This window comes from Aphanothece microscopica RSMan92 (genome assembly GCF_046613545.2).
Classification (GTDB): domain Bacteria; phylum Cyanobacteriota; class Cyanobacteriia; order PCC-6307; family Cyanobiaceae; genus NIES-981.
This window is the reverse complement of sequence record NZ_JBKKKY020000011.1, coordinates 1-25,152: the sequence shown is the minus strand read 5'-3', so window position 1 is coordinate 25,152 and position 25,152 is coordinate 1. Positions and strand designations below refer to the sequence as shown.

Sequence of the window (25,152 nt, the reverse complement as noted above, 5' to 3'; positions counted from 1 at the left end):
AGCCATGGGCCGCGAACGCGATCCCTTCCGCATTCCACGCGCCGGCTGGGAAGTCGCCCCGGCGGCAGGCCTGGCCTCCCTGGATCTCAACGGCAGCGGCGGCGCCCTGGGCGGGGGGGAGTTCGTCACCGAATCCACCCTCGGCGGCATCGCCGTCTACGCGATCTACCAGGCCCTGCTCAGCGCCATGCGCACCGAAGCGATGCGGCGCCGCGGCGAGATCGACCGTGCCACCCAGATCCAGACGATCGGCGCCACGGTCTGGGAATCCAGCAAGCAGGGGGCCGTGGTGAGCGCCGCCCTGGGGGTGGTGCTGCTGGTCTTCCCCTGGATGAGCCTGCCGCTGACGCTGGTGGGGGTGGTCGGCATGGGCAAGGCCTCGCTGGATCTGTTCCACGCCTTCTGGGATGGCCTCAGCCCGGAGCAGCAGGCGGATCTCAGCCGCGCCGCCTTCGAGGCCGGCGTGAACCTGCGCCGTTTCTTCGAAGGCGACCCCACGGCGGAGGCAGCCCAGGCCGCCTGAGCTGGCCCTGCCCGCGCCAGCTGGGCGAAGCGATCAGCCCGCGGTCGGGAGAAGCCCCGCTGCCGCCAGCTCCTCGGTGAAGCCCAACGTGGTGCGCTCCTCGATCCGGTCGGGGAACAGCACCCCATCGAGGTGATCGCACTCGTGCTGCACCACCCGGGCATGGAAGCCCGCCACCTCCCGCGCCAGGGGACGCCCCTCCGCGTCGAGGCCCTCGTAGCGGATACGGCTCCAGCGGGGCACCCGACCCCGCAATCCCGGCACGCTGAGGCACCCCTCCCAGCCGCTCTCGCGCTCCAGGCCGAGCGGCGAGATCAGGGGATTGATCAGCACCGTCTCAGGAATCGGCGGTGCCTCGGGGTAGCGGGGATTGGCGCTGACCCCGAAGATCACCACCCGCAGCGGCACGCCGATCTGGGGTGCGGCCAGGCCGGCGCCATCGCGGGCGGCCATGGTGTCGCGCAGATCCTGGAGCAGGGCGCGGAGCTCCCCGGAACCGATCGCCTCGCCAGAGAGCGGCGTCGCCACCTGACGCAGGCGGGGATCCCCGAGGCGCAGAACGGGACGAATGGCCATTGCCGAGCTCCAGTGCGCGGTCCGATACGGGCTCCAGCCTGGCGAAGCCGGGCCCTGGCTGGCTGTGTAACCATCCCTGCAACAGCGTCCGGAGCATGGTGCCGACCCGCCCGACCCGACCAAGAGCGCAGCGACCTGCCGGTCCGCGCGGCTCCGCCGGAGCGGTGATCGGGGCTCCGGCCGCCCTGCCGCGTCAGCTGCTGGGTCCAGTGCTCGCTCTTGTGCTGGCCGTGTTGCTGGTGTGGCTGCCGTCCAGCCCGGGCCACGCCCAGATCAGCCTGGGCGAGAACCTCACCGGCACCAATGGCCGGGTGGTGCCGGAGAGCGTGAACCGGTTCGGCGACATCGAGGTGTCCGCCGTGACCTCACCGATCAACGGGCGCGAACTGTTCAAGATCGCCTCCCCCACGGTCTACGACCGCAGCCAGCCGCCGGAGGGAAGCGTTCCGGTGGAGCAGCGGGCCCGCGAGATCCATGCCCGGGTGGAGCTGGCGGCCCTGGAGCGGGGCATGGGTGGGGACAGCATGCGCGTGGAGACGGCCAAGCTCAACAACGTCACCGTGATCACGGTGCGCGACGAGGACCATCCCCGTCCGATGGTGCTGGCATCGGTCACCAGTGCCGATGCCAACTTCCATGGCGTCCCGGTGCAGGAGCTGGCCCAGCGCTGGCGCCGTGAGCTGGAGCGGGAAATCCGCGACTACGACATCAGTCTGCAGCCGGAGAACCTCACGCGCAGCCTGTGGCGCTTCCTGCGGATCCTGCTGGCGATGGTGGTGGCCACAGGCGTGATCCTCTTCCTGAAACGGCGGATCGCCCGACGCCAGCTGGTGCTGCAGCAGAAGCTGCAGGCGATCCGCGACCAGGCCGATCAGGAGGCCCCGTCCCCGTCCGAGCAGGGCCACGAAGGTGCCGGCCAGGACAGCCTGTTGCTCGGGCGGCACCGGTTCCTGGAGGCCACCCTGAACCGCCTGCCGATCAAACGGCGGCTGGGCGGCTGGAACCTGCTGCAGTGGCTGCTGTTCTGGGCCCTGCTGCTGCTCTGGTACGTGGGCGTCTACCTGTTGCTGCGCCAGTTCCCGGGGCTGGCCATGTTCAGCCGCGACTTCGCCGGCCTGCCGCTGAAGCTGCTGGTGGTGTGGTTCTGCACCACACTGGCGATCCGCTTCTGCTCGCGCCTGCTCGACCGCGTCGAGGCCCGCTGGGAGGAGCGCCATCCGGTGCAGGGCGGCGCCGCCGACCAGAGCCGCAGGCTGCGCCTGCGCTTCTCCACCATCATCGAGGCCACCAAGGGCCTGCTGGTGGTGCTGATCGCCCTGGTGGGGGTGCTCTCCGGACTGGGGGTGCTGGGGGTGCCGAGCAGCTCGATCCTGGCCATCGGCGGCCTGCTCGGCCTGGCGATCAGCTTCGGGGCCCAGAACCTGATCCGCGACCTGGTGAACGGCTTCCTGATCCTGGCGGAGGATCAGTTCGCCGTCGGCGACGTGATCAGCACCGCCGGAGCCACCGGACTGGTGGAGAGTCTCAACCTGCGCGTGACCCAGCTGCGCAGCCCCGGCGGGGAATTCATCACCATCCCCAACAGCGCCATCACCCAGGTCAACAACCTCACCCGCAACTGGTCCCGGGTGAACGTGAGCGTGGAGGTGGACTGTGACGCCGATCCGCTCGAGGCCCTGGCGGTGACCCGCGCCACCGGAGAGCACCTGCACCAGGACCCGGCCTGGGCCGACAGCATCCTGGCGCCACCCGCCGTGCTGGGCCTCGATGCGATCGGCCACGCCGGCCTGACCATCACCACCTGGATCGACACCGCCCCCGGCCGCCAGTGGGACGTGAGCCGGGAATTCCGGCTGCGCCTGCTGCAGAACCTGCGCGGGGCAGGCATCCCCCTGGGCACTCCGCGCCAGACGAACCTCAACCCCCAGCTGCGGAAGTCCGCCCTGGCAATCGGGGCGGCCGCCATAGGCTCGGAACCCTGATCACCAGGGAGAACGGCCATGCCCCTTGCCGTGCAACGCCGCCTTGGAGCCGTTCTGGGGGGGTCGCTGGCCCTGCTCGGGCTCGGAGTCTGGCTGCGTCCCTACCTGGCCAGCAGCTGGGCCCCCGAGGCCGCACCCCGGGCAGTCCCCCAGCAGCCCCAGCCGCAGCTCACCAGCCTGCTGCCCACCGATCCCTCCCTGAGCCGCACCGCCGACGGCCGCCACTACCCCCTGGTGCCCTCGGATCCCCGCCAGCTGGCCGCCCTGCTGGGCCAGGTGGAGGCCGCCCTCCGCTCCCCGCAGACCCCCGAGGCTGAGCTGCCCGACCTGGGTCACCAGCAACAGGTGATCTACCGCGTGCTCTCCCACCGCAACGCCCTGGCCCAACAGGTGCGCGCCCAGCTCGAGCCCCGCTGGCAGAGCATCTTCGACCGCCATCTCGCCGCCCGGCGCGAGTTCCTGGCCATGCACAAAGGCGGCCGCAAGCCCACCTCCCTGCCGGCCTGGCGGATCATCGAACCCGAGCCCGCCGAAGCCCTGATCGGCTACTACAGGGAGGCCGAGGCGGCCACGGGCATCCCCTGGGAGGTGCTGGCGGCCGTGAACCTGGTGGAAACCGGCATGGGCCGCATCGATGGGGTGTCGGTCGCCAATGCCCAGGGGCCGATGCAGTTCCTGCCCACCACCTGGGCCGAACGGGGCATCGGCAAGGGGGACATCCGCAATCCCCACGACGCCATCCAGGCCGCGGCCCGCTACCTGGTCCGCCGCGGCGGACTCCAGGACATCCGCAAGGGCCTCTGGGGGTACAACAACAGCGACCACTACGGCCGGGCGGTGCTCCACTACGCCTCCCTGATCGAGGAGGATCCGCGCGCCTACATCGGCCTCTACCACTGGGAGATCCACTTCGGCACCGCCGCCGGGGATGTCTGGTTGCCGGTGGGCTACGACCACGCCCAGCGGGTGCCGCTGCTGGCCTTCCTGCAGCAGTCGCCCGCCAGCGCTCCGCCGCCCGGTTCCTCGGGCTACTGATCCCGCTCGGGCCTGCTCAGGCCGGCGCCTCGGCGGGTTGAAGCGCGATCCGCTTGCGCACCCCCTCGGGGAGATTGCGGGAGATCGGGCAGAGGGCCATGCGCTCCTGCATCCAGGCGATCGCCTCGGCGTCGGCCAGCCCGCGCTCCTCGACCGTGGCGGCGGGATCGAGGCGCATGCGGAAGTCGCCTTCGACGCTCTCGACGATCCAGGTGCTGCTGGTGCGGACCGTGAACGCGGCTTCCACCGTGGCCAGGGGGATCCGCCGCTCGCGGGCGTTGGCCACCAGGTACGTGTGCTGACAGAGCAGCAGGGAGATCAGGTAGAGCCGGAAGCCCGGCATGGTGAGGCTGAGCTGCTGGGGTTCCCACAGCCCCGCCGGGGTGAGGAACTCCACCACCAGGGCGCTGGTGGCGCGCTCGGGGGCGGGATGGCTGCTGCGCAGCCGGAACTGGAAGACGCGCTGGTCCATCAGGGGTGGGCGAAAGGGGCAGGAGTACTGGCCCGGGGTCCGGAGCGGGCCATCGGGGCGGCAGGCACGGCCGCAGGGGCCACGGGCTCATGGCGGCGCCAGGCCTCCGCTCCGGTGAGCAGGGCCGAACCGATCAGCAGGGCCGAGAAGCCCTGCCGCAGGCGTCGATCGGGAAGGTGGGGAGCCAGCCACTGCCCCAGGAAGGCCCCGGCGGCGCCACCCACCAGCAGGGGCAGCAGCAGCGGCACGGCGCTGCTGGGCCAGTGGCCGAGGGCCAGCAGGGCCACCCCGGCGTTCACCGCGATCAGCACCAGGCTGGTGCCGCTGGCCAGGGCCATCGGCAACCCGGCGATCAGCACCAGAGCCGGCACGATCGCGAACCCCCCGCCTACGCCGGCGATGCCGGTGAGCAGGCCCACCACCACCCCCTGGGCCGCCAGGGGGAGGGCGCCGGCGAGGCCGCGGGGCAGGGTGGCCTCGGCAGGGTGGCGCCCAGGGCGGGTGAGCAGCCAGGAGGCCACCAGCGCCGCCACGGTGAACACCCCCAGCTGGACGGCTTCGGGGATGAGGCCGGCCTTCACCAGGCTGCCGCCGATCCAGCTGCCGGCCAGGGCGGGGATGCCGAGGATGAGGGCCGGCCGGAGGGCCACCTGGCGACGGCGCAGGTAGGGCCCCACGTTCCCCAGGGCCAGCAGGGCCACCACGATCAACGACAGGGGCACCGCCTGCCGCGTGGGCAGCCCGGCGCCGCTCACCAGCAGGGGCAGCAGCAGGATCGAACCTCCCGCCCCCAGCACCGCCAGCAGGAAGCCGATCAGCCCACCGCCAGCCAGCAGCAGCAGGGCCGTGGCCTCGATCACAGCGTCACCCGGTTCCAGGGCATGGCCGCCAGCAGGCGGGCCATGCCGCAGAAACCGCTGATCCCCGCGAAGACCAGGCCGGCCCCGACAAAGCCGGACAGCCAGATCCAGCCCGGCGCCACCGTCTGGCTGAGGATCACCCCCAGCAGCACCAGGGAACCGGCGGCAATCTGCACCTGCCGCATCAGCGGCAGCGGCGCCCCCGCCATCCGACGCACGGGGTAGCCGGCCTGCTGCCAGGCGGGCACGCCGCCCTCCAGGTCCACCACCGGCTCCGGGTGGCCCTGCTGCAGCAGCTGGGCCAGCCCCTTGGCGCTGCGGTTGCCGCTGTGGCACACCAGAACCAGGGGGCCGCCCGGCAGCTCCGTGCGGCTGAGGCGGGCCAGCGGCACGTTGATGCTGCCGGCGATGTGACCGCCGGCGTATTCCACCGGCTCACGCACATCGATCACGGTCACCGCCCGGGCGGCCAGCCGGTCGGCCAGCTCCTGGGGCGAGATGCGGGCGAGCTCGGTGGGGGGGGTGGCGCCGAGGTTGGTGGGGGGGGAGGTCGTGGTCATGGGAGGTGGCTTGGGGTGGGGGGAATCAGGTCGGAAGCAAGAAGGGGTGCCGGGGCGTCAGGCTCCGGCCGGCGGGGCGCCGGTCTCCACCGGGTAGCCCTCGTCGCGCCAGCGGCGCAGGCCGCCACGGAGGTTGGCCACCTGCTGACGCCCGGCCTTCAGCAGCTGCTGGGTGGCCAGGGCCGAACGGCTGCCCGAATGGCATACGAGCACCAGGGGGCGGTCCTGGGGCAGCTCGGCGGCCCGGGCCTCCAGCTCCGGCAGGGGCAGGAGCTGGCTGCCGGGGATGCGGCCGTCGGGGCCGGTGAATTCCTCGGGTGCCCGCACGTCCACCAGGGCCACCTCGCCGCTGTGGGCCTCCACCCAGGCGGGGGAGAGTTCCGGCAGACCGGCGTAGCTGCGCACCAGCGGCGCCCAGCTGGCCTGGGGCTCCGGCTGCCGCGGCCGGCCCGAGCGCATGTTGCCGGGCAGGGCCTCGGCGATGCGGTGGGGATGGGGCAGCTTCATGTTCTCCATGTGCCCCACGAAGTCCCGCTCGGTGGCGCTGCCCCCCAGGCGGGCGTTGAAGGCCTTCTCCTCCGCCACGGAGGTGACGCCGCGGCCGGTGTAGTCGTGGCCGGGATAGAGCAGGCAGCTGTCCGGCAGGGTGAGGATCTGGCCGGTGATCGAGCTCCACAGCGTGTGGGCGTTGCCCTGCTGGAAATCACAGCGGCCGCAGCCCCGCACCAGCAGGGCATCGCCGGTGAAGGCCATGGCGTGGTCATCGAGCACGTAGGTGACGCAGCCGTTGGTGTGGCCCGGCGTGCTGCGCACCTCCAGGAAGCGCCGGCCGAAGCTCACCCGATCGCCATGGGCCAGGGGCAGGGTCACGTTCTCGGCGCCGGCGGCGGCGGCCAGGCCGATGGCGCAGCCGGTGGCCTCGTGCAGCAGCCAGCTGCCGGTGACGTGATCGGCATGGGCGTGGGTGTCGAGCGAGGCCACCAGCTCGAGGCCCAGCTCCTGCACCAGGGAGAGGTCGCGCCGGTGCTGCTCGTACACCGGATCGATGATCACGCCCTGCCGGCTCGCCACATCGGCGAGCAGATAGGTGTAGGTGCCGGTGTCGGCATCGAACAGCTGGCGCAGGAGCAGCGGAGCACCACCGGCGGCGGCGGCCAGGAGGGAGGAGCCCACCACGGCAGGCGCTGGAGCGGTGGGCGCCGGAGCGGTGGGGGCGATGCCCCCGGGGGAAGGAACGGCCATGCGGCATCCCTGCAGACTGGTATGACGATAGCCGCATAAAGGGGACCAGCGCAATCCATGCCGCCGGTCCCCGCGCCGCCTCCACCCCTGGGCAGCGCGGTGAACGCCATGGCACAATGCTTCTAGCGTCATAAAGAACAGCCATGGCCTGCCCGGGCACCATGCCCTCTCCCCAGCTGCTCGAGGAGTACTGCCAGTTCTTCCGGATCCTCAGTGAACCGGCACGGCTGCAGTTGCTCTGCCAGCTGAAGCAGGGACCGATGGACGTGGCCGCCCTGATCGAGGCCACCGGCTTCTCCCAGTCGCACATCAGCCGCCAGCTGGGCCAGTTGCAGCGCGCCGGCCTGGTGCGCTGCGAACGGGATGGGGTGCGCACGATCTGGCATGCCGACAGCGATCTGGTCGATGACCTCTGCAACCTGGTGCAGACCCGCCTGAAGCAGCGGCTGGAAGCCCAGCTCGCCCAGCTCGAGGCCGCCTGATCCGCACCCGGCACCAGCAGCACAGCGCCGGCCGGTCGACCATGACAGGATCACGCCACGTCCAGCCCCCCTGAGGTTTGGTGTGATGCCCGCTGCTCTGCCTGGGAACCCCCCTCTGCGCCCGGGGCGCTCCGCCGCGACCAGGCACCTGCCGGCCGGCCTGGCCGCCCTGGCCCTGCTGGTGCCCCTGGGCGCCTGTGCACCCGAAGGCGGCGGCGGCGTGCAGAGCCAGAAGCTGGCCGGCATCACCGGGCGGGGCAAGCTGGTCTGCGGCGTCGAAGGCACCCTGCCGGGCTTCAGTTTCGTCGAACCCGACGGCCGCTATTCGGGCCTCGACGTGGACACCTGCCAGGCGGTCGCCGCCGTGGTGCTCGGCGATCCCGGCAAGGTGGAGTACCGCAACCTCAACTCCAGCGAGCGCTTCGCGGCCCTGGCCAGTGGCGAGGTCGACATGCTGGCCCGGAACACCACGGCCACCCTGAGCCGTGATGCCGCCGGCGGCAACGGCCTGAGCTTCGCGCCGGTCACCTTCTATGACGGCCAGGGAATGATGGTGCCCGTGCGCAGCGGCATCACCGACCTGAAGGGCCTGGCCGGCAAGCCGATCTGCGTCGAGAGCGGCACCACCACCGAGCTCAACCTCGCCGACCGGATGCGCGAGATCAACGTTCCCTACACCCCCCTGAAGTTCCAGACCAGCGACCAGACCTACGCCGCCTACCTGGGTGGACGCTGCGCCGCCGTGACCAGCGACCGTTCCCAGCTGGCCGGCAAGCGCAGCAGCTTCCCCGCCCCCGGCGACCACCGCCTGCTCGACGACGTGCTGAGCAAGGAACCCCTGGCGCCGGCCAGCATCAACGCCGATCCCGCCTGGGCCGATGCCCTGCGCTGGATCGTGTTCAGCCTGATGCAGGCCGAGGAGTGGGGCATCACCCAGGCCAACCTGGACGCCAGGCTCGCCGAGGCGAAGGCCAATCCCAACCTGGCCGATCTGCGCCGTTTCTTCGGTGTGGAGGGGGATTTCGGCCGCCAGCTCGGCCTGCCCGCCGACTTCACGGTGCGGGCCATCCGGGCGGTGGGCAACTACGGCGAGATCTTCGAGCGCAACGTGGGCACCACCTCCCGGTTGAAACTCGAGCGCGGCCTCAACCGCTCCTGGAAGGATGGCGGCCTGATCTACGCCCAGCCCTTCCGCTGATGGGCCTGCCGACCCGACCCGCCGGCCCCGTTCCCTGGTGGCGCCACCGGCGCCTGCTCCCCTGGCTGCTGCAGCTCGGCGTGACCCTGGTGGTGCTCCTGCTGATCGCCTTCCTGCTCGGCAACCTGATCCGCAACCTCACCGCGGCGGGACTTCTGCTCACCTGGCGCTGGCTGGGCCAGCCCGCCGGCTTCGACATCGGCGAGTCGGCGATTCCGTTCAACGCCGCCCTGCCCTACTGGCGGGCCCTGCTCGCGGGACTCGCCAACACCCTGCGGGTCGTGATCGCCGGACTGGTCGGCGCCACGCTGCTGGGCACCGCCGCCGGCATGGCCAACTTCAGCAGCAATGGTCTGCTGCGCGGCCTGGTGCGGGGCTACGTGGAGGTGGTGCGCAACATCCCCCTGCTGCTGCAGCTGGTGTTCTGGTACTTCGTGGTGTTCCTGGCCCTGCCCAACGGCGCGGCAGCCCTGCAGCTCCCGGGCGTCACCCTGGCCAAGTCCGGCCTCTACATCGCCGGCTTCGCACCGGGCTGGCAGTGGGCGGGCCCGACCCTGGTGAACGGGGTGTGGCAGGCGCCGCTGCGGCTCAGCGTGGAGTTCGGGGCCCTGCTCTGCGGGCTGGTGGTGTACTCCGGGGCCTACATCGCCGAGGTGGTGCGGGGGGGCATCGCCGCCGTGGCCCCTGGACAGTGGGAGGCGGCCTCCTCGCTCGGCCTCGGCTGGCTGGCCACCGTGCGTCACGTGGTGCTGCCCCAGGCCCTGCGGGTGATCGTGCCGGGCCTCAACACCCAGTACATCTCCCTGGCCAAGAACTCCTCCCTGGCGGTGGCGGTGGGCTATCCCGATCTCTACGCCGTGGCCGAGACCACCCTCAACCAGACGGGCCGGGCGGTGGAGATGGTGATCCTGCTGCTGGCGGCCTACCTGGTGCTGGATCTGCTGATCTCGGCGGCGATGAACGGCCTCAACCGGCTCGTGCAGATCCGGGAGCGCTGAGATATGGCCGTCCCTTCACCGCTGCGGACCCTGCCAGGCCGCCTGCGCCGCGAGCTGTTCGCCAGCCCCGCCGACACCCTGATCACCGTCGCGCTGCTGGGCGTGGTCGGCGGCGGACTCACCGCTCTGCTGCGCTGGGCCCTCACCCGAGCCGACTGGGCCGTGATCCGGCTGAACAGCACCCTGTTCGCCGTGGGGCGGTACCCCCTGGAGCAGCAGTGGCGGCTGTGGGGGCTGCTGGCGCTGCTCTGCGCCGCGGCCGGCCTCAGCTGGGGCCTGCTGCGCAGCCAGCCCCGGCCCGACCGCCAGGGCAGGCTCTGGCCGGGGCCCGATCGCTGGGCCTGCGCCCTGATCGCCGTCCTGGCGCTCTGGACACCCTGGGCGCTGGAGCTCTCGGCCGCGATCGGCGGCCGCTGGGCCGCTCTGGCGGCCCTGCTGCTGGGTCTGCGCTGGCTGGCCGGACGGCTGGGACAGGCCCTGAGCCCACGCCAGGCCTCGCTGGCCCTGCGCAGTCTGGCCCTGCTGTGGCCGGGCCTCTATCTGGTCGGCATGGTGCTGATCAGTGGCGGCCTGGGCCTGGCCGCCGTGCCCAGCGCCGAGTGGGGCGGGCTGCTGCTCACCCTGCTGCAGGCCAGTTTCGCCATCCTGCTCTGCTTCCCGCTGGGGGTGATGCTGGCCCTCGGACGGCGCAGCGATCTGCCCCTGCTGCGCTGGGGCTCGGTGCTCTACATCGAGTTCATCCGCGGGGCACCACTGATCACCCTGCTGTTCCTCGGCCAGAACATCCTGGGCTTTCTGCTGCCGGGGGGCCTGGCTCCTGAACGGGTCTGGCGGGCGGCCTGGGTGCTCACCTGCTTCGCCGCCGCCTACCTGGCGGAGGCGGTGCGCTCCGGACTCGCCGCCGTGCCCAGGGGCCAGCTCGAGGCCGCCCGCTCGCTCGGGCTGGGCCCCCTGCAGGCCCTGCAGCACGTGGTGCTGCCCCAGGCCCTGCGGGTGGCCCTGCCGGTGATGGTGAGCCAGTTCATCTCGCTGCTGCAGGACACCACACTGCTCTCGCTGATCGGGTTGCTGGAGCTGCTCGGCACCGCCCGCGCCGTGATGGCCAACCCGGCCTTCCTGGGCGACTACGGCGAGGTGTACCTCACGCTGGCGGTGCTGTTCTGGGGCTGCTGCACCGCCCTGGGCCTGGGCAGCCGTGCGCTCGAACACCGCCTCGATCCCCGTCACACCGCCAGCGTCCGATGACCAGCCATTCCTCCCCCGCAAGCCCGGGCCCGATCCTGCGGGCCGAGGCCGTGCACAAGTGGTATCCCAACGGCTTCCAGGCCCTCAAGGGGGCCAGCCTCAGCGTCGAGCGGGGCGAGGTCGTGGTGATCATGGGGCCCTCGGGATCGGGCAAGAGCACGTTCATCCGCACCTTCAACGCCCTGGAGGACTTCCAGCAGGGCAGCATCCACATCGACGGCCGCCCCCTCTCCGCCGACCTGCGCGACATCGACGCCATCCGCCGCGAGGTGGGGATGGTGTTCCAGCAGTTCAACCTCTTCCCCCACCTCACCGTGCTGGAGAACCTCACCCTGGCGCCGGTGCTGGTGCGGCGGCGCAACCGGGCGGAGGCCGGGCGGCGGGCCCTGCAGCTGCTGGAGCGGGTAGGCATCGCCGAACAGGCCGACAAGTTTCCGGGCCAGCTCTCCGGCGGCCAGCAGCAACGGGTCGCGATCGCCCGCTCCCTCTGCATGGACCCGCAGCTGATCCTCTTCGATGAACCCACCAGCGCCCTCGATCCGGAGATGGTGCGGGAGGTGCTGGAGGTGATGCAGGGCCTGGCCGCCGACGGCATGACCATGGTAGTGGTGACCCACGAGGTGCGCTTCGCCCAGCAGGTGGCCCACCGGGTGGTGCTGATGGACGCGGGCGAGGTGGTGGAGGTGGCGCCACCGCAGCAGTTCTTCGCCAACCCCGCCCATCAGCGCACCCGCCGCTTCCTCGACCAGATCCTCTGAGGGCGGCGGCATGGCGCAACAGCATCCCCGGGCCCGGCGCCACCACACCGAACGCCACCGCAGCGATCGGGTGGGGTGGATGCGGGCCATGGTGCTGGGGGCCAACGACGGCACCATCTCCGTGGCCAGCCTGGTGGTGGGCATCGCCGCCGCCGGCGCCGCTCGCGGCGAGCTGCTGCTCTCGGGGGTGGCCGCCACGGTGGCGGGAGCCCTGTCCATGGCCGCCGGTGAGTACGTGTCGGTGCAGTCGCAGGCCGACACCGAGCAGGCCGACCTGGCGCGGGAGCGCATGGAACTCCATAGCGACCCGGCCGGGGAGCTGGCCGAGCTCACCGACATCTACGTGGAGCGGGGGCTGGAGCGGGAGCTGGCCGCCCGGGTGGCCCTCCAGCTGATGCAGCACGACCCGCTGGCCGCCCATGCCCGCGACGAGCTCGGCCTCAGCGAGACCCTGCGGGCCCGGCCGGTGCAGGCGGCCCTCTCCTCAGCCGCCAGCTTCGTCCTCGGCTCCCTGGTGCCGATCCTGGCGATCCTGCTGGCGCCCGCCGGAGCGGATCGCCGCCGCCACCACCCTCACGGCCCTGCTGGTGCTGGCGGGGCTGGGGGCCCTGGCCGCCTGGGCCGGCGGAGCCTCGCGGCGTCAGGGCGCCCTGCGGATGCTGGTGTGGGGCGCCCTGGCCATGGGCCTCACCGCCGCCGTGGGCCGCCTGTTCGGCACGGCGGTCTGAGCGGGGCTGCCCTCAGCCCTGCCAGCGCATCAGCCCCAGCCGGCGGGCCAGGCCCTCGAAGGGCTTCAGGTAGGCCCCCTCATGGGGCAGGCCGCTCAGCATCCGGTTCCAGTAGATCCAGGGGAAGGCGAAGCGTTCCAGCAACCAGGCAAACCAGCGCTCCTTCACCGGATTCACCAGGAAGCTGCTCACCGGTCTGTTGGTGTAGTCGAACTCCAGCAGCATCACGCTGTGGTCGCTGGTGATCAGCGGACAGGCGCTGTAGCCCCCATAACCGGGATCCAAGGGCCGCCCCTCCAGCTGCGCCAGCACGTTGGCCGCCACCACCGGGGCCTGCAGCCGCACCGCTGCCGCCGTCTTGGCCGTGGGGAAGTCGCCCACATCGCCGATCGCGAACACGTTGGCGTAAAGCGGGTGCCGGCAGGTGCGGGGATCCACGGCCACCCAGCCCTGCTCGGGGTTCACGGCCAGGGGGCTCTCGGCCACCACCCGCGGCGCCGCCATCGGCGGCACCACATGCAGCAGATCGAAGCGGATCTCCTCCTCGCGGGGAGCCTGACCCGGCTCCTGGACGCGGAAGGTGGCCAGCCGCATCGGAGCGTTGACCGCCACCAGCTCATGCCGGTAGCGCACCTCCTCGCCGCGCTCATCGGCGATGGCCACCATCTTGCGGCTGTAGGCCTCCACCGGGAACAGGGCCGGCTGGGCCGTGCAGAACACAAGCCGGGAGCGCACCCCCACGCCGCTGCGCGCCTTGAACTGCTGATCGGCGAGGTGCATGATCTTCTGCGGGGCACCGCCGCACTTGATCGCCGTCGCGGGGTGGGTGAACACCGCCGTGCCCCCCTCGAAGGCCTGCAGGCAGCGGTGGGTGTGGGCCGCCAGGTCGCGGCGGTAGATGCTGGTCACCCCATGGCGGCCGAGACTCTCGGCCAGCCCCGGCACCGTGCTCCACTGGAGTTCGAGCCCCAGCGCCACCACCAGAACGTCGTAGCCCATGCACTGGCCGTCGGAGAGCCGCACCCGGTTCTGATCCGGTTCGAACGCGTCCACGGCGGCCTGGATCCAGTGAACCCCGGCGGGCATCACCTCGGCCTCGGGCCGGCGGGTGCTGGCCGGATCCACGAAGCCACCCGCCACCAGCACCCAGCCGGACTGAAAGTCGTGATGGGGCGACGGCTCGATCACGGCCAGCTCGAGGTCGGGGCGGAGGCGGCGCAGCCAGCTGGCCAGGGTGATGCCGCCGGTGCCGCCGCCGGCGATCAGCACCCGCACGTGGGATTCAGCCACCGGTGGCGGTCTCCAACGCCTGGGTGACCTCCGGGATGGACACGGCGTACATGCCGCGCAGGTCCCCCGGCTGGAAGTCAAAAGCGCGGTCCTGGGGATAGCGCTCCTTCACGAAGGAGGGGCGGCTGTCCTTGCTGCCATGGCAGGCCAGGCAGCTGGGCTGCATAGCGATGCGGCGGTAGTAGCTCACCCCGGCGGGCTGGCCCTCGGCGGCGGGCTGCCACAGACCCTGGATCTGGGGATGGCGGGAGAACAGATCGATCACCTGCCGCTCCTGGGCGTTGGCGGGGGCATGGTCGGGATTGCGGTATCGGGTAGCCACCTGGCGCACGGTCCAGCCGTTCTCCTGGCCGATGGCCGCGGCGCGGCGGCCCACCGGCATGCACACCTCCTTCATGGTGTCCAGGGTGGGCTCCTCGGTGCTGCCCTCGAGCGTGGCCGCCAGGCCGATGCGCATCCGGTCGAGCTGCTCCATCAGGTCCACGGCCTTGGCCAGGACTTCGGGATTCACCGGGGCTTCCGCCGGCGCCGCCAGGGCGGCGGAGGGAGCCAGGCCCAGCAGGAAGACTCCGAGCAGCACGAGGGCGGCGGAGGTGGCCATCAGCGGCCCCACCCTCCGCAGGGTGGACAGCACAGGGTTCATGGCGAGGGCAACGAGGGGTGGTGGGGGGAAAGGGAGAAAGGCCCGGACGGATCCGGGCCTGGGAGCGGCCATCGGCTGGGCGGGGGTCAAAGTCCCACTAACCGATCGCGGGGGCGCGCAGCGCCACGGGCTCGACCTGCACCAGAGCCAGATCCAGCGGAAAGTTGTGCACGTTGCGCTCGTGCATCGCCTCGATGCCCAGCCCGCCCCGGTTGAGCACATCGGCCCAGGTGTCGATCACCCGGCCCTGGTTATCGAGGATCGAATGGTTGAAGTTGAGCCCGTTGAGGTTGAAGGAGAAGCTCACCACGGCCAGGGCGGCGAACCAGATGCCCACCACGGGCCAGGCGGCGAGGAAGAAGTGCAGGCTGCGGCTGTTGTTGAAGGAGGCGTACTGGAAGATGAGACGGCCGAAGTAGCCATGGGCGGCCACGATGTTGTAGGTCTCCTCCTCCTGGCCGAACTTGTAGCCCCGGTTCTGGCTCTCGGTTTCGGTGGTCTCGCGCACCAGGGAGCTGGTCACCAGCGAGCCGTGCATGGCGGAGAACAGGGCCCCGCCGAACACACCGGCCACGCCGAGCATGTGGAAGGGGTGCATCAGCACGTTGTGCTCGGCCTGCAGCACCAGCATGAAGTTGAAGGTGCCGGAGATGCCGAGGGGCATGGCATCGGAGAAGGAGCCCTGGCCGATGGCGTACACCAGCAGCACGGCGGTGGCGGCAGCCACGGGGGCGGAATAGGCCACGGCGATCCAGGGGCGCATGCCGAGCCGGTAGCTCAGCTCCCATTCCCGGCCCATCCAGCAGAAGATGCCGATCAGGAAATGGAACACGATCAGCTGGTAGGGGCCGCCGTTGTACAGCCACTCGTCAAGGCTGGTGGCTTCCCAGACGGGATAGAAGTGCAGGCCGATGGCGTTGGTGGTGGGCACCACGGCGGCGGTGATGATGTTGTTGCCCTCGAGCAGGCTGCCGCTGATCGGCTCACGGATGCCGTCGATGTCGACGGGAGGCGCGGCGATGAAGGCGATCACGAAGCAGATCGCCGCCGCCAGCAGCGCGGGGATCATCAGCACGCCGAACCAGCCGATGTAGAGCCGGTTGTCGGTGCTGGTGATCCAGTCCTTGAAGGACTCCCACGGGTGGCTCCGGGAGGGAGCGAGGGAGGTCGTGGTCATGGCAAGGGAAGAGGCACAGGACACAGGCGAGACGGGGAGACCGGAGCTGCAGACGCGGCTAGAGAACGGACCGCAGACCAGGCGACCGGCCGCATGACCCAGCCATCGCTCCCAGTCATCGCTACATAACACTAGCGTTACTCCGGTGTATGACGCAAAACGAATGATGCCTTCAACCACGCAAAGGCGGGGGCGTGCCCGGGTCGTGCCCCTGCTGATGGCCCTGCTGGTGGGCCTGCTGCTGCTGCCGCTCCCGGCCCGCGCCGCCGCCGACCTGGAGCACTGGACCCTGATCGATGGCTCGGGGCATCGCTGGGGCCTGACCCTGTTCGAGCAACCCGATCCCAACCATCCGGCCGGTTGGCGGCTGCGCCTCACGGCCCTCTCGCCGGGCCAGGGCGCGGATCACCAGCGGCCCCTGCTCCTGCGCGATGGCCTCGGCGCTGGCTGGTCCCTGCCGAACCGCAGCGAGGAACTGGTGCCAGCCGGAACGGAACTGATCCCCACGGGCTCGGCTCAGTTCGACCTCGGCGCCCTGACACCCAGGCCCCACGAGGCGCTGCCGCTGCTGCTGGAGGTGCCGACCGACGGCCAGGGGCAGACAACCCCCGTGATGCTGCCTCCCGCGATTGTGCTGGCGCTGCATGGGCTGCCCCCCGTCGCCACGGCCGACCCCCCCAACCCGGCGGGCCGGGCAGCCCTCACAGCAGCCAGCCCGGCCTGAGCAGCAGCACCAGGGCCAGCGCCACCATCACCCCACCGCTGATCAGCTTCAGCCAGCGGCCGGCGCGCTCGGTGAGCCGCTGGCTGCCGAGGGCCAGCACCGCCAGGCTCACCATCAGGGCGTCATCGGCGATGTAGCCAACGATGTACAGGCCCAGGTAGCCGTAGTGGGCGAGCGGGCTGAGCTGCTGCTGACTCAGCACCGCGGTGTAGACCGCCGGGAAGCCGGCCGTGCACAGCAGTTCCACGCCGTTGACCACGACGGCCAGGGCCGCCACCCCCGTGAGAGCGGGCAGCAGCGAGCGGCTCAGCGTCACGGCGCGCATCCGCTCGTACAACCCCGGTTTGGCGGAGTCCGGAATGGACAGGGTGAAGCGCGAACCCTCCCGCCAGAACTCGAGCAGGTTGACGCCACCCACCAGGAGCGCCAGGGCCCCGAGGAGGAGCCGCAGCCAGGTGGCGAACCCCAGCAGCAGGAACACGTTCAGCCAGGCGGCCATGAAGGCGTAGTACACCGCTCCGCTCACCAGCACGAAGGTGCCGGCCACCAACGCCAGGCGGCGCCGGTCGCGCCAGTGCACCAGCAGCGAGAGCAGAAACAGCAGCACCCACATCGCACAGGGGTTGAAGCCATCCAGCAGCCCCAGCACGAGGGTGAACAGCGGCAGTCCCAGCCGGCCCACATCCAGCGCCCCCAAGGGCCCCAGCCGCACCGGAGCGGAGCTGGGCGCCTGTCGGTCGACCAGGGCGAGCAGCTCCCGCCCACGGCCCGCTGGACCATCGAAGCCCACCAGCACCTGGCCCGCGATCACGAACGTGGGGACCCCGGGCGCCTGAATGCCCGCCTGACTGGACGCGCGGAGCAGGTCGTCGATCGCCGCGGGATCCGCTTCCAGCCGTCGCAGCCGGACCTGGAGGTCTGGCCGCTGCTGGCGCAGCTCCGGCAGAAACTGCTCGGCCTGGGCGCAATGGGGACAGCCCTCGCGCACGAACACCTCCAGGACCGGTCCGCCGGCCCTGGCGGGCGCCGGGGCCAGCAGCGGCACCAGGGCCAGCAGCAGGCCCAGGATGGCCAGCAGCAGTCGGTGACGACGGTCCTTCGCCATACCCCTCGGTGATCACGCCGGAACCCCGACCCTCCAGTGTGCAGATTCCGTGTGGCTGCCGCTGGAGCTCGCGAGGGCGACAGTGGGCCTGATCCAGGGGGAGCCATGACCGTGGCGGCTCGCAATAGCCAGCGAAGGCCCTAGCCGGTGGCAGCCCCCTGGGTGCTGCTGGCCCTCGGCACGGCCGTGGGGGAAACCATCCGGGACCTGGCGCTGCGCCAGGTGCTGCGTCACTCGGGCTGGAGCACCCTGCGGGTGATCGGCCTGTGCAGCGGCATCGCGACCCTGATCCTCCTGCCGCTGGTGCTGGCCACACCCCAGGCAGTGGGCTGGCCGGCCTTCCTCACCGCCCTGGCCCTGGGGGGCAGCCTCAACGCGCTGGCCTTCTGGAGCTATGGCCGGGCCATCGCCCAGGAGGACCTCAGCCTGGTGCTGCCGCTGATCAACCTCTCGCCGCTGGTGCTGCTCCTGGCCGGGTGGTGGGTGCTGGGCGAACGGCCTGGTCCCCTGGCCGTGCTGGGGGTGGGGCTGCTGGTGATGGGCGCCCTGCTGCTGGGCCAGAGCCGGGGTCGCGCGGAGGCGGAACTCGGGGATCTCCGGCGGCTGTGGTCGAGTCCCGGCTGCCGCTGGATGCTGCTGGTGGCCGTGCTGTGGGGGGTGGGAGCCAGCATCGACAAGCTGGGGGTGCGGGCCGGCGGCAGCCTGCTCTGGGTGCTGGCGCTGCAGCTGGTGATCGGCAGCAGCCTGCTGGCACTCTCCGTGCAGGACGGCCCTGCCCGACCCCTCGAACGCCGCGGGGCGGCCTCCGCCCCCCGGCTCGTGGTCGCCCTGCTGCTGGCCGGCACGGCCGGCGCGGTGGGCACCGTGTGGCAGATGCAGGCGATCAGCCAGACCGCCGTGGTGCACGTGATCGCCCTCAAACGGCTGAGCACCCTGCTGGGCAGCGGCGCGGGCGTGCTGGCCCTGGGCGAGGCCAACGGGGCACGACGCCTGCTGGCGGCGGCCCTGATGGTGCTGGGTGCCGCCACCGTGCTGTGGAGCGCCCTGGGCTAGAGACGGACCATGGCCCCACCGCTCACCGCCGAGCAGATCTACCGGCTGCGCGCCGATGCGGTGGTGGCGATCGACGTGCCGGATGGCCGGGGAGCCGGCCTGCTGCTCAGCCGCTCCGGCCTGATCGTGACCAACCACCACCTGGTGGAGGGCTGGAGCACCGCCCTGGTGCGGTTCGTCGACGGCAGCGGCCACCGCACCCCGGTGGTGCGCGCCTTCCGCGATGCCGACCTCGCCTTCCTGCAGCTCGAGCCCCCAGCCCTGGCCGCCGCCCTGCAGCGGGTGCGGGGGGGACTGATCGCCGACCACCCGCCGGCGGCCCGACCGCCGCGGGTCGGGGAGGAGGTGATCGCCATCGGCCATCCCCACGGCCTCGAGTATTCCCTCACCCGGGGGGTGGTGAGCGGCCTCGATCGCCGCATCGACGGCCAGGCCTACTTGCAGATCGACGCAGCGATCAACCCGGGCAACAGCGGCGGGCCGATCTACAACGCCAGCGGGGAGCTGGTGGGGCTGAGCACCTGCAGCCGGGTGGAGTCGGAGGGGATCAACTTCGCAATCCCGGCCGCTGTGATCTACGCGAAGTTCGCCCAGGTGCGGCAGGAGCTGGGCGCCGGAGAGCGTCGCTACTGCAGCGTCTGCGGCGCGGCCTCGGCCGACCTGCACTACTGCGATCAGTGCGGCGCGCTGCTCGCCCTGGTGGACGCCGTGGAAGTGGACAGCGTGAAGGTGGACGGCGTGGATCCCGCTTCAGGGGGTCGGGCAGTGGACGCGCCCCATCCGGCGCCGGCTGGCCCGAGGCCTGATCCGGCCCCTGAGCCTGGGTCCGGGCCGGTGCCCTGCCCGGTGTGCGGCCGCGAGAACCCGCCCGGGAGTCCTTACTGCAGCACCTGCGGCAGCGCCCTCTGAGCCCTTCAGAATCGGCACAGCGGCAGGCGCCAGGGTGGCCAGGCTGATGGAGCAACTGCTGCGGCGCTTTGCGGCGCCCCAGCAACCCCGACCCCTGGAGTCCTACGTCGACCTGGTGGACGACGCGCTGGCCAACCTGGGGATCGACGCGGAGCTCGAGAGCGGCGAAGAGGGCTGGAGCTGGGGGTTGCAGGTGGGCAGCGCCGAGCTGACGATCGAGCTGCACCTCAACGAGATCCTGCAGGAATGGACCCTGGAGATCCGCTCGGCGATCCTGAGGTTGCCGGACTCCAACCTGCTGGCCTTCTACAGACGCTGCCTGGAACTCAACCGGCTTCTGGTGGGGTGCTCGATCGGCGTGGATCAGGACCGGGTGGTCGTGGCCTCCGAGCGCACCCTGCCCGAGCTGGACACGCCTGGGTTCATGCGGATGCTGCTGAACGTGGCGAGTGCCGCCGACCAGTGCGATGACGACCTTGCCGAGGAATTCGGGGCCAGGAAGCTCGGCCAGGCGTGAGGCGGGATCCTGGGGGACAGGGAGAGGGCAACCGGCCCGGGAGTTCAGAGACCGAGGTTCAGAGACCCTGGTTCAGAGCCCGAGGGGCCGAGGCTGCAGTCCCATCAGCTGGGCCACGAGGTCTTCACTGACGGAAGCCTGGAGCTGCCAGGCCTGGAGCAGGTTCTTCGCCACGGCGCGCAGCTCGTCGATGCTCTCGCAGGAATCGATGGCCCGGGCGTGGGCCTCGATGGCGAACTGGCGGGCAAGGGGGAGGGAGTCCATCGCGAAACCACGTCTTTACATGACGTTACAAAGCCGATCGAGGCGCTGGGGTGCGGTTCCCCGTAGACCCGGAATCCGCGGCATGATCGGGCCGCCCGCCAGGGATTCCATGCATCCGGAGCGCGCTGATGGCCCCTGAGGTCACCCTCCGGCTCACCAACCACAGCGGAGCACCGCTTCGCTACTACATCTGGCAGTACAACACCCTGCCCAGCGGCAGCCAGGGCTACCCCGTCGATACCGGCACCCCCAATCCGATCAGGCCCTACCTGATCAGCTCCGGGACCCTGGCCAAGGACCCCCGATCCCTCACCCTGCCGGGCAGCAGCCGCGACACCGGCAACCGGAGGCTGCCCTTCGCCGCCGGTGTTCGGCTCTACGTCTCCCAGGCACCGCTCCACTCCCTCACCGACCCCACGAACCCCACCGCTCCCGACCCGTTCGGGGGCAGCGATGCCGGCGGATCCACGCCCTATTCCTTCTGGGAGTTCACCAACGACGCCAGGGGCTTCAGTTTCAACAACTCCTACATCAACGAGTGGTCGTTCCCGATCCAGCTCCGCAGCGGTGGGCGGACCTACGGCTTCGACAGCCTGGATGCGGTCAAGCAGCAGCTGATCTCCCAGGCGAGCTTCGTGGCCGCCGGGCAGGGCACGAACCCCCGGGCCGCAGGCCGGCCAGGCGACCTGATCTGGCCTGGCGGCAACCGCATCCTCGGCCCCCTCTCCGCCTGGCAGGTGCAGCAGGGGGGCTTTCCCCCCACCACCCCGGCCGGGATCCGGCGCTTCGTCCAGGCGGTGCCGTTCAACGGCACCGATCTCAACACCACGGGGGAGAGCAACCTCAACGTGTGGAACGGCGGACTGCCCCCGGGCCTGCCCTCCCCGGTGGACGGCACCCCCGAACCGAACGGCTACACCACCGCGCTGCGCAACGCCGCCCGTTCGGCCGGCGGCATCGGGCCCCAGCCGAATGGAGCGGAACCGAACTGGCAGGGCTTCTACACCTACCCCCAGGAGAATCTCTACGGGGGGACCCAGCTGCCCCTGATCCCACCCCGCAAGGCGGGCGCCCCCGCCACGATTGACCTGGGGCTGATCGTTCACGGTCTCTCGAGCAGCAGCGCCCTCACCGGCACCGGTCGGCGGGACCGGTTGCAGGGGTCCCCGCGGGCTGATGTCATCACCGGCGGAGTCGGTGCCGACCGGCTCAGCGGCGGCGGCGGCCGGGACCGCTTCCTGTACCTCAGCGCCGCCAGCAGCCCGGTCGGCCGACGGAGCTCCGACGTGATCACGGATTTCGACCTGCGGCGCGACCGGATCGACCTCTCGGGCATGCCCGACGCCGAACCCCTGCCCTTCCGCCGCTTCCGGCTGCTCAGCCCCGGCGGGCACGCCGGGGAGAGCAGCTTCTCCGGCCAGGCCGGGGAACTGTTGTTCCGGCAGACCCGCATCGATCCGGGGTCCTCGAAGCTGCTGGGGGATCTGAACGGCGACGGCCGCGCAGAGTTCAGGGTGCGGCTGGCCGGCGTCAGCCTCGCGGCGATCGCCGCCAGCTTCGCTGCCGGCGGGAACCGACCGGCCTTCCTGGTGCTCTGAGGCCCGTCCCAGCCGATCTGGCGTGGAGCGGCCAGAGTGGGAGGAGCTGCTGGGGTCGCGGGACATGGGGATGCGCACAACCCTGGGGCGTTGGTTCAGGCGGCTGGGGGATCGGCTCGATCCCGCCCCCGGCCCCCGGGAGATGGGGCTGGCCAGCCGCAAGCTGCCGAGCCTCGCCGACCCGGATGGGGCCCCCGCCGCCGGCACCGAGACCACCCCCTCGGTGCCGTGGCAGACCCTGCGGGAACGCGCCATGACCAAGAGCCTGATGACGCTCCGCAGCGAGGCCGTCTACAGCCTGGGGGCCCTCCATGCGGCCCACCTGGCCGCGGCCGCGGTCTTCGATGACCGCCGGCTGGCGGTGGCCCTGGCCCAGCGCAGCGGCGAGGCGGTGGGGGAGGAGGTGCGCACCAAACTGGCGGAGGCCGCGTCGATCTGGCATCGCGACGGTGCGTCCCTGGGGATGGCCCTCACGGCCATCGGCGCCGCCCAGGTGCCCGATCTCACCCTCGCCGAGGCTCTCCAGGTGGATGATCACGAGGCCGCGGCCCTCGAGGCCATGGTGGAGGGCTACCAGATCGAGCTGCAGCGCCAGATCCTCGAAGAGGCTGAGAGCTGAGCGCCCTGCTGCTGCGGCCGCGGGCGCCGCATCAGCCGGCCATCTGCTCGACGCTCTCGAGCGCCGCGCCCAGCAGACTGGTCACCTGCTCCAGCTGCTCCTGGCTGCCCATCACCACCAGCATCTGGCCCGGGGCCAGGCGGTGGTCGCTGCCTGGGTTGGCGATCAGGGTACGGTCCTGCTCCGGATAGGACGCACCGCGGTACTGCAGCCCCCCCGCGACGGGAGCCTCCCCCGGCTGCACCGCCAGCACCAGGGCGCCGGTGCGGCGACCCAGCTGCAGTTCGCCCAGGCTCATGCCATTCAGCGAACCGAGGACCATGGGATTGCTGCTGAGCCGGAATTCCTCCACCTCACAGTCGGATCCGGCCAGCAGATCCATGAAGGTCACCGCCAGGGGCCGCAGCGCCGTGGCGGCCATGGTGCGTCCACCGCTCACGTACGGACTCACCACCTGGTCGGCCCCGGCCAGCCGCAGCTTGCGCTCCGCCTCATCGCTGTCGGAGCGGGCGATCAGCCGACAGTTCGGCGCCAGGCCCCGGGCACTGAGCACGACGTAGAGGTTGGCGGCATTGCTGGAGAGGGCCGCCACCAGGGAGCGGCACTGGTGGATGCCGGCCTCCAGCAGGGTTTCATCCAGCGTGGCGTCCGCCATCAGCACGGGGAGGCCCCGGTCCTCGGCCGCGATGCGACGGTCGTGGTCCATCTCCACCACCAGCAGCGGCACCCGCTCCCGGGTCAGCTGCTCGGCGATCTCGCGGCCGATGCGGCCATAGCCGCAGAGAATCACGTGGTTCTGCATGGTCTTGAGCCAGCGGCGGAATCGGCGCTCCCGCAGGCGCCGGAAGTAGCCCGATTCGGAGAGACCCAGCACCCCCTGGATGCTGATCTGCACCACCACCAGGCCCCCCAGGATGAGCAGCACGGTCACCACCCGACCGGCCGGCGAGAGGGGTTGCACCTCGCCGAAGCCGATCGTGCTGATCGTGATCGCCACCATCCAGTAGCAATCGGCCCAGGGCCAGCCCTCGGTGAGGCGGTAGCCCATCGCCGCGAGGTTCACCAGCAGCACCAGGGCCAGGGGGGCGCGCCAGGGGCGGCGGATCCGCGTCGAGGGGGGGCGGCGGCGCCAGGGGCGCCAGCGGAGGCTGGCCATGGGGATCCCGACCCGGACATCCGGATCTCTGCGTCATTAAACCAACCCCAAACCCGCCCCAGCCAGGGGGCCCAAGGGCCCACCCATCCCGCCTCAGCTTGGCAATCCGCAGCCCCATGACGGATCGTGGTGTGGGGCTACGGCCTCCTCCACCTTCACCCGCACCGCCCCAGCCCTGATGCACTGGATGGAAGAAGCCGCGAGCCGTGCTGAGGCCCGGCTGAAGGCTGCCGGCATCAGCCTGACCCTCGGCGGCGAACCCACCTTCGTGCCGGTGGAGCCTGAAGGCCTGGAGTGGTCGGTGGCCGCCGATGGCCCCACCAAGCTGCCGATCGCCCGGGCCATGGCCGCGGCGATCCAGAGACGCACCTGGCCCGGCAGCACGCTCCTCTACTGCAGCGGCAAGCGCTACGAAGGGGAGGTCAACCCCCGCTGGGCACTGCGCCTGGTCACGCGGCTCGACGGCCGGCCGATCGCCCCCTGGCCCCAACACCCCGGCGAGGGGGAGGCCCTCAGTGCCGAAGCCGGCGAGGCCTGGCTGGAGCAGCTGGGCGAGGCCCTGGGGATCCAGCTGAACCCGCAGCGTTTCCGCGATGGGGACGATCCCGAGCGGGCGGTCTGGGCCACCCCCCTCACCTGGGAGGACGGCCAGTGGCGCAGCCACCGCTGGGATCTGCCCGCCGAAGAGCGCCGCCTCACCGGAGCACAGGGCCCTGCGGGGCTGCGCCTGCCCCTGGAACACTTCCCCGCCGAGATCCCCCGCCAACTGCTCACCCTGGAGATCGGCAGCGGCGGCTTCGGAGCGGAGGGCTGGGGGATCTTCCTGCCCCCCCTGGAGCGCGGCCCCACCGAGGCGTTGCTCACCGCGATCAGCGGCATCCCGCGCTGTCCGCTCAGCGGCTCTCCGCTGAACACCCCGGATTTCAGCGGCCTGCTGCCCGTGGATGCCTCCGAGGGCTGGGACGTGCTCGGACTCACGGCCGACCCCGGGGTGCTGGAGATCAACCTGCCGGTCTGCGAGAGCTGGAGTGCCTACCGCGACTGGATCGTGCTGCTGGCGGACGCCGCCGCGGAGGCCGGTCTGCGCAGCTGGAAGCAGACCCCAGGTGGTGGCGAGGAGGGAACCGGTGGCGGCAACCACCTGCTCTGGGGGGGGAGGGATCTGCAGGACCACCCGTTCTTCCCTCGCCCGGCCTGGCTGGTGGGGATCCTGCGCTACTTCCAGCACCACCCGAGCCTCAGCTACCTGTTCAGCGGCTCCGGCGTGGGGCCGGCCTCCCAGGCCCCACGGCCGGACGAGGCCCTGGGGGACCTGTTCGACCTGGAGCTCGCCTACAGCGTGCTTGAGGCCCACAGCGGTGAGCAGCGCCAGCTGATCGGCGAGACCCTGCGCCATCTCCATGCCGACCGCTCCGGCAACAACCACCGCAGCGAGATC

At 71.4% G+C, this 25,152-nt stretch carries 27 protein-coding genes and 1 pseudogene; 17 read left to right on the top strand and 11 right to left on the bottom strand.

Going from position 1 to position 25,152, the window contains the following annotated elements; genetic code table 11:
- The first annotated feature begins 4 nt into the window (after positions 1 to 4).
- Positions 5 to 523 (top strand): hypothetical protein, encoded by a 519-nt coding sequence (locus ACLD7X_RS04870; RefSeq protein WP_411422370.1) that lies wholly within the window; start codon positions 5 to 7, stop codon positions 521 to 523.
- A 33-nt stretch (positions 524 to 556) separates the two neighbouring features.
- Here the strand turns inward: ACLD7X_RS04870 and def are convergent, their stop codons facing one another.
- The gene (gene def, locus ACLD7X_RS04865; protein ID WP_411422369.1) at positions 557 to 1,099 is read right to left on the bottom strand and encodes a peptide deformylase; all 543 of its coding nucleotides are present in this window, start codon (positions 1,097 to 1,099) and stop codon (positions 557 to 559) included.
- Positions 1,100 to 1,194: 95 nt separating this feature from the next.
- Between def and ACLD7X_RS04860 the strand changes: the two genes are divergently transcribed.
- Together ACLD7X_RS04860 and ACLD7X_RS04855 are read left to right on the top strand one after the other, a co-directional pair.
- The gene (locus ACLD7X_RS04860; RefSeq protein WP_411422368.1) at positions 1,195 to 3,081 is read left to right on the top strand and encodes a mechanosensitive ion channel family protein; all 1,887 of its coding nucleotides are present in this window, start codon (positions 1,195 to 1,197) and stop codon (positions 3,079 to 3,081) included.
- An 18-nt stretch (positions 3,082 to 3,099) separates the two neighbouring features.
- Positions 3,100 to 4,116: a lytic transglycosylase domain-containing protein gene (locus tag ACLD7X_RS04855; RefSeq protein WP_411422367.1), complete on the top strand. Its 1,017-nt coding sequence runs from the start codon at positions 3,100 to 3,102 to the stop codon at positions 4,114 to 4,116.
- Positions 4,117 to 4,132: 16 nt separating this feature from the next.
- On the opposite strand, the gene ACLD7X_RS04850 is transcribed toward ACLD7X_RS04855, so the two are convergent.
- From ACLD7X_RS04850 to ACLD7X_RS04835, 4 genes are read right to left on the bottom strand one after another with little or no spacing between them, the layout of a single operon-like run.
- Positions 4,133 to 4,588: a hypothetical protein gene (locus ACLD7X_RS04850; RefSeq protein WP_411422366.1), complete on the bottom strand. Its 456-nt coding sequence runs from the start codon at positions 4,586 to 4,588 to the stop codon at positions 4,133 to 4,135.
- Positions 4,588 to 5,448, bottom strand: a complete 861-nt coding sequence (locus tag ACLD7X_RS04845; RefSeq protein ID WP_411422365.1) for a sulfite exporter TauE/SafE family protein — start codon at positions 5,446 to 5,448, stop codon at positions 4,588 to 4,590. Before ACLD7X_RS04845 ends, ACLD7X_RS04850 begins: the two co-directional genes overlap by 1 nt.
- Positions 5,445 to 6,008, bottom strand: a complete 564-nt coding sequence (locus tag ACLD7X_RS04840; RefSeq protein WP_411422364.1) for a rhodanese-like domain-containing protein — start codon at positions 6,006 to 6,008, stop codon at positions 5,445 to 5,447. The genes ACLD7X_RS04845 and ACLD7X_RS04840 overlap by 4 nt, the downstream gene beginning before the upstream one ends.
- Before the next feature lie 57 nt (positions 6,009 to 6,065).
- The gene (locus tag ACLD7X_RS04835; RefSeq protein ID WP_411422363.1) at positions 6,066 to 7,250 is read right to left on the bottom strand and encodes a rhodanese-like domain-containing protein; all 1,185 of its coding nucleotides are present in this window, start codon (positions 7,248 to 7,250) and stop codon (positions 6,066 to 6,068) included.
- A 143-nt stretch (positions 7,251 to 7,393) separates the two neighbouring features.
- Between ACLD7X_RS04835 and ACLD7X_RS04830 the strand changes: the two genes are divergently transcribed.
- The 7 genes and pseudogenes from ACLD7X_RS04830 (at position 7,394) to ACLD7X_RS04800 (ending at position 12,659) form a co-directional block, all read left to right on the top strand.
- The gene (locus tag ACLD7X_RS04830) at positions 7,394 to 7,732 is read left to right on the top strand and encodes an ArsR/SmtB family transcription factor (RefSeq protein WP_411422362.1); all 339 of its coding nucleotides are present in this window, start codon (positions 7,394 to 7,396) and stop codon (positions 7,730 to 7,732) included.
- Between the two features lie 85 nt (positions 7,733 to 7,817).
- The gene (locus ACLD7X_RS04825) at positions 7,818 to 8,930 is read left to right on the top strand and encodes an amino acid ABC transporter substrate-binding protein (RefSeq protein ID WP_411422361.1); all 1,113 of its coding nucleotides are present in this window, start codon (positions 7,818 to 7,820) and stop codon (positions 8,928 to 8,930) included.
- A complete protein-coding gene (locus ACLD7X_RS04820) occupies positions 8,930 to 9,928 on the top strand; it encodes an ABC transporter permease subunit (RefSeq protein ID WP_411422360.1) in 999 nt (332 codons plus the stop codon). The genes ACLD7X_RS04825 and ACLD7X_RS04820 overlap by 1 nt, the downstream gene beginning before the upstream one ends.
- A gap of 3 nt (positions 9,929 to 9,931) precedes the next feature.
- Positions 9,932 to 11,173: an amino acid ABC transporter permease gene (locus ACLD7X_RS04815; RefSeq protein ID WP_411422359.1), complete on the top strand. Its 1,242-nt coding sequence runs from the start codon at positions 9,932 to 9,934 to the stop codon at positions 11,171 to 11,173.
- Complete coding sequence (locus tag ACLD7X_RS04810) at positions 11,170 to 11,931, top strand: amino acid ABC transporter ATP-binding protein (protein WP_411422358.1); 762 nt, start codon at positions 11,170 to 11,172, stop codon at positions 11,929 to 11,931. The genes ACLD7X_RS04815 and ACLD7X_RS04810 overlap by 4 nt, the downstream gene beginning before the upstream one ends.
- A 10-nt stretch (positions 11,932 to 11,941) precedes the next feature.
- A pseudogene (locus ACLD7X_RS04805) lies at positions 11,942 to 12,418 on the top strand (VIT1/CCC1 transporter family protein); the annotation flags it as partial.
- Positions 12,351 to 12,659 carry a VIT1/CCC1 transporter family protein gene (locus ACLD7X_RS04800; protein WP_411422419.1) on the top strand — a complete coding sequence of 103 codons (309 nt, stop codon included), beginning with the start codon at positions 12,351 to 12,353 and terminating at the stop codon, positions 12,657 to 12,659. The pseudogene ACLD7X_RS04805 and the gene ACLD7X_RS04800, both read left to right, overlap by 68 nt.
- Before the next feature lie 12 nt (positions 12,660 to 12,671).
- On the opposite strand, the gene ACLD7X_RS04795 is transcribed toward ACLD7X_RS04800, so the two are convergent.
- The 3 genes from ACLD7X_RS04795 to psbA all read right to left on the bottom strand — a co-directional run bounded on the left by ACLD7X_RS04795 (position 12,672) and on the right by psbA (position 15,769).
- Positions 12,672 to 13,949 carry an NAD(P)/FAD-dependent oxidoreductase gene (locus ACLD7X_RS04795; protein ID WP_411422357.1) on the bottom strand — a complete coding sequence of 426 codons (1,278 nt, stop codon included), beginning with the start codon at positions 13,947 to 13,949 and terminating at the stop codon, positions 12,672 to 12,674.
- The gene (locus ACLD7X_RS04790; RefSeq protein ID WP_425625093.1) at positions 13,942 to 14,592 is read right to left on the bottom strand and encodes a Tll0287-like domain-containing protein; all 651 of its coding nucleotides are present in this window, start codon (positions 14,590 to 14,592) and stop codon (positions 13,942 to 13,944) included. The genes ACLD7X_RS04795 and ACLD7X_RS04790 overlap by 8 nt, the downstream gene beginning before the upstream one ends.
- Positions 14,593 to 14,689: 97 nt before the next feature.
- Entirely contained in the window at positions 14,690 to 15,769 is a 1,080-nt protein-coding gene (gene psbA / locus ACLD7X_RS04785; protein ID WP_411422418.1) for a photosystem II q(b) protein, read from the bottom strand.
- Between the two features lie 205 nt (positions 15,770 to 15,974).
- Between psbA and ACLD7X_RS04780 the strand changes: the two genes are divergently transcribed.
- Positions 15,975 to 16,493: a DUF3122 domain-containing protein gene (locus ACLD7X_RS04780; protein ID WP_425625092.1), complete on the top strand. Its 519-nt coding sequence runs from the start codon at positions 15,975 to 15,977 to the stop codon at positions 16,491 to 16,493.
- Here ACLD7X_RS04780 and ACLD7X_RS04775 read toward each other — a convergent pair.
- Positions 16,471 to 17,598: a glutaredoxin family protein gene (locus ACLD7X_RS04775; RefSeq protein WP_411422354.1), complete on the bottom strand. Its 1,128-nt coding sequence runs from the start codon at positions 17,596 to 17,598 to the stop codon at positions 16,471 to 16,473. The genes ACLD7X_RS04780 and ACLD7X_RS04775 overlap by 23 nt on opposite strands.
- Positions 17,599 to 17,745: 147 nt before the next feature.
- On the opposite strand from ACLD7X_RS04775, the gene ACLD7X_RS04770 reads away from it, so the two are divergent.
- Genes ACLD7X_RS04770 through ACLD7X_RS04760 form a run of 3 tightly spaced genes read left to right on the top strand, consistent with a single transcriptional unit; the run spans position 17,746 to position 20,077 of the window.
- Positions 17,746 to 18,651 carry an EamA family transporter gene (locus tag ACLD7X_RS04770; RefSeq protein WP_411422353.1) on the top strand — a complete coding sequence of 302 codons (906 nt, stop codon included), beginning with the start codon at positions 17,746 to 17,748 and terminating at the stop codon, positions 18,649 to 18,651.
- Positions 18,652 to 18,660: 9 nt separating this feature from the next.
- Positions 18,661 to 19,560 (top strand): trypsin-like peptidase domain-containing protein, encoded by a 900-nt coding sequence (locus tag ACLD7X_RS04765; RefSeq protein ID WP_411422352.1) that lies wholly within the window; start codon positions 18,661 to 18,663, stop codon positions 19,558 to 19,560.
- A gap of 34 nt (positions 19,561 to 19,594) precedes the next feature.
- Positions 19,595 to 20,077, top strand: a complete 483-nt coding sequence (locus ACLD7X_RS04760; RefSeq protein ID WP_412006884.1) for a YbjN domain-containing protein — start codon at positions 19,595 to 19,597, stop codon at positions 20,075 to 20,077.
- Positions 20,078 to 20,149: 72 nt separating this feature from the next.
- Here ACLD7X_RS04760 and ACLD7X_RS04755 read toward each other — a convergent pair whose 3' ends face one another.
- On the bottom strand, positions 20,150 to 20,341 hold the full coding sequence (locus ACLD7X_RS04755; RefSeq protein ID WP_411422350.1) for a hypothetical protein: 192 nt from the start codon (positions 20,339 to 20,341) through the stop codon (positions 20,150 to 20,152).
- A gap of 128 nt (positions 20,342 to 20,469) precedes the next feature.
- On the opposite strand from ACLD7X_RS04755, the gene ACLD7X_RS04750 reads away from it, so the two are divergent.
- Together ACLD7X_RS04750 and ACLD7X_RS04745 are read left to right on the top strand one after the other, a co-directional pair.
- Positions 20,470 to 21,939, top strand: a complete 1,470-nt coding sequence (locus tag ACLD7X_RS04750) for a M10 family metallopeptidase C-terminal domain-containing protein (RefSeq protein WP_411422349.1) — start codon at positions 20,470 to 20,472, stop codon at positions 21,937 to 21,939.
- 22 nt (positions 21,940 to 21,961) lie between these two features.
- The gene (locus ACLD7X_RS04745) at positions 21,962 to 22,558 is read left to right on the top strand and encodes a hypothetical protein (protein ID WP_411422348.1); all 597 of its coding nucleotides are present in this window, start codon (positions 21,962 to 21,964) and stop codon (positions 22,556 to 22,558) included.
- 31 nt (positions 22,559 to 22,589) lie between these two features.
- Here the strand turns inward: ACLD7X_RS04745 and ACLD7X_RS04740 are convergent, their stop codons facing one another.
- The gene (locus ACLD7X_RS04740) at positions 22,590 to 23,714 is read right to left on the bottom strand and encodes a potassium channel family protein (RefSeq protein ID WP_411422347.1); all 1,125 of its coding nucleotides are present in this window, start codon (positions 23,712 to 23,714) and stop codon (positions 22,590 to 22,592) included.
- A gap of 187 nt (positions 23,715 to 23,901) precedes the next feature.
- Between ACLD7X_RS04740 and ACLD7X_RS04735 the strand changes: the two genes are divergently transcribed.
- Positions 23,902 to 25,152: transglutaminase family protein (locus tag ACLD7X_RS04735; RefSeq protein WP_411422346.1), on the top strand; the 1,251-nt coding region annotated here is incomplete at its 3' end.

Excerpts from the sequence above, each read along its gene's own strand:
- ACLD7X_RS04870 (WP_411422370.1), top strand. The coding sequence starts at position 5 with ATGGGCCGCGAACGCGATCCCTTCCGCATTCCACGCGCCGGCTGGGAA.
- def (WP_411422369.1), bottom strand. The coding sequence starts at position 1,099 with ATGGCCATTCGTCCCGTTCTGCGCCTCGGGGATCCCCGCCTGCGTCAG.
- ACLD7X_RS04860 (WP_411422368.1), top strand. The coding sequence starts at position 1,195 with ATGGTGCCGACCCGCCCGACCCGACCAAGAGCGCAGCGACCTGCCGGT.
- ACLD7X_RS04855 (WP_411422367.1), top strand. The coding sequence starts at position 3,100 with ATGCCCCTTGCCGTGCAACGCCGCCTTGGAGCCGTTCTGGGGGGGTCG.
- ACLD7X_RS04850 (WP_411422366.1), bottom strand. The coding sequence starts at position 4,588 with ATGGACCAGCGCGTCTTCCAGTTCCGGCTGCGCAGCAGCCATCCCGCC.
- ACLD7X_RS04840 (WP_411422364.1), bottom strand. The coding sequence starts at position 6,008 with ATGACCACGACCTCCCCCCCCACCAACCTCGGCGCCACCCCCCCCACC.
- ACLD7X_RS04835 (WP_411422363.1), bottom strand. The coding sequence starts at position 7,250 with ATGGCCGTTCCTTCCCCCGGGGGCATCGCCCCCACCGCTCCGGCGCCC.
- ACLD7X_RS04830 (WP_411422362.1), top strand. The coding sequence starts at position 7,394 with ATGGCCTGCCCGGGCACCATGCCCTCTCCCCAGCTGCTCGAGGAGTAC.
- ACLD7X_RS04825 (WP_411422361.1), top strand. The coding sequence starts at position 7,818 with ATGCCCGCTGCTCTGCCTGGGAACCCCCCTCTGCGCCCGGGGCGCTCC.
- ACLD7X_RS04820 (WP_411422360.1), top strand. The coding sequence starts at position 8,930 with ATGGGCCTGCCGACCCGACCCGCCGGCCCCGTTCCCTGGTGGCGCCAC.
- ACLD7X_RS04815 (WP_411422359.1), top strand. The coding sequence starts at position 9,932 with ATGGCCGTCCCTTCACCGCTGCGGACCCTGCCAGGCCGCCTGCGCCGC.
- ACLD7X_RS04810 (WP_411422358.1), top strand. The coding sequence starts at position 11,170 with ATGACCAGCCATTCCTCCCCCGCAAGCCCGGGCCCGATCCTGCGGGCC.
- ACLD7X_RS04800 (WP_411422419.1), top strand. The coding sequence starts at position 12,351 with ATGCCCGCGACGAGCTCGGCCTCAGCGAGACCCTGCGGGCCCGGCCGG.
- ACLD7X_RS04790 (WP_425625093.1), bottom strand. The coding sequence starts at position 14,592 with ATGAACCCTGTGCTGTCCACCCTGCGGAGGGTGGGGCCGCTGATGGCC.
- psbA (WP_411422418.1), bottom strand. The coding sequence starts at position 15,769 with ATGACCACGACCTCCCTCGCTCCCTCCCGGAGCCACCCGTGGGAGTCC.
- ACLD7X_RS04775 (WP_411422354.1), bottom strand. The coding sequence starts at position 17,598 with ATGGCGAAGGACCGTCGTCACCGACTGCTGCTGGCCATCCTGGGCCTG.
- ACLD7X_RS04765 (WP_411422352.1), top strand. The coding sequence starts at position 18,661 with ATGGCCCCACCGCTCACCGCCGAGCAGATCTACCGGCTGCGCGCCGAT.
- ACLD7X_RS04755 (WP_411422350.1), bottom strand. The coding sequence starts at position 20,341 with ATGGACTCCCTCCCCCTTGCCCGCCAGTTCGCCATCGAGGCCCACGCC.
- ACLD7X_RS04750 (WP_411422349.1), top strand. The coding sequence starts at position 20,470 with ATGGCCCCTGAGGTCACCCTCCGGCTCACCAACCACAGCGGAGCACCG.
- ACLD7X_RS04740 (WP_411422347.1), bottom strand. The coding sequence starts at position 23,714 with ATGGCCAGCCTCCGCTGGCGCCCCTGGCGCCGCCGCCCCCCCTCGACG.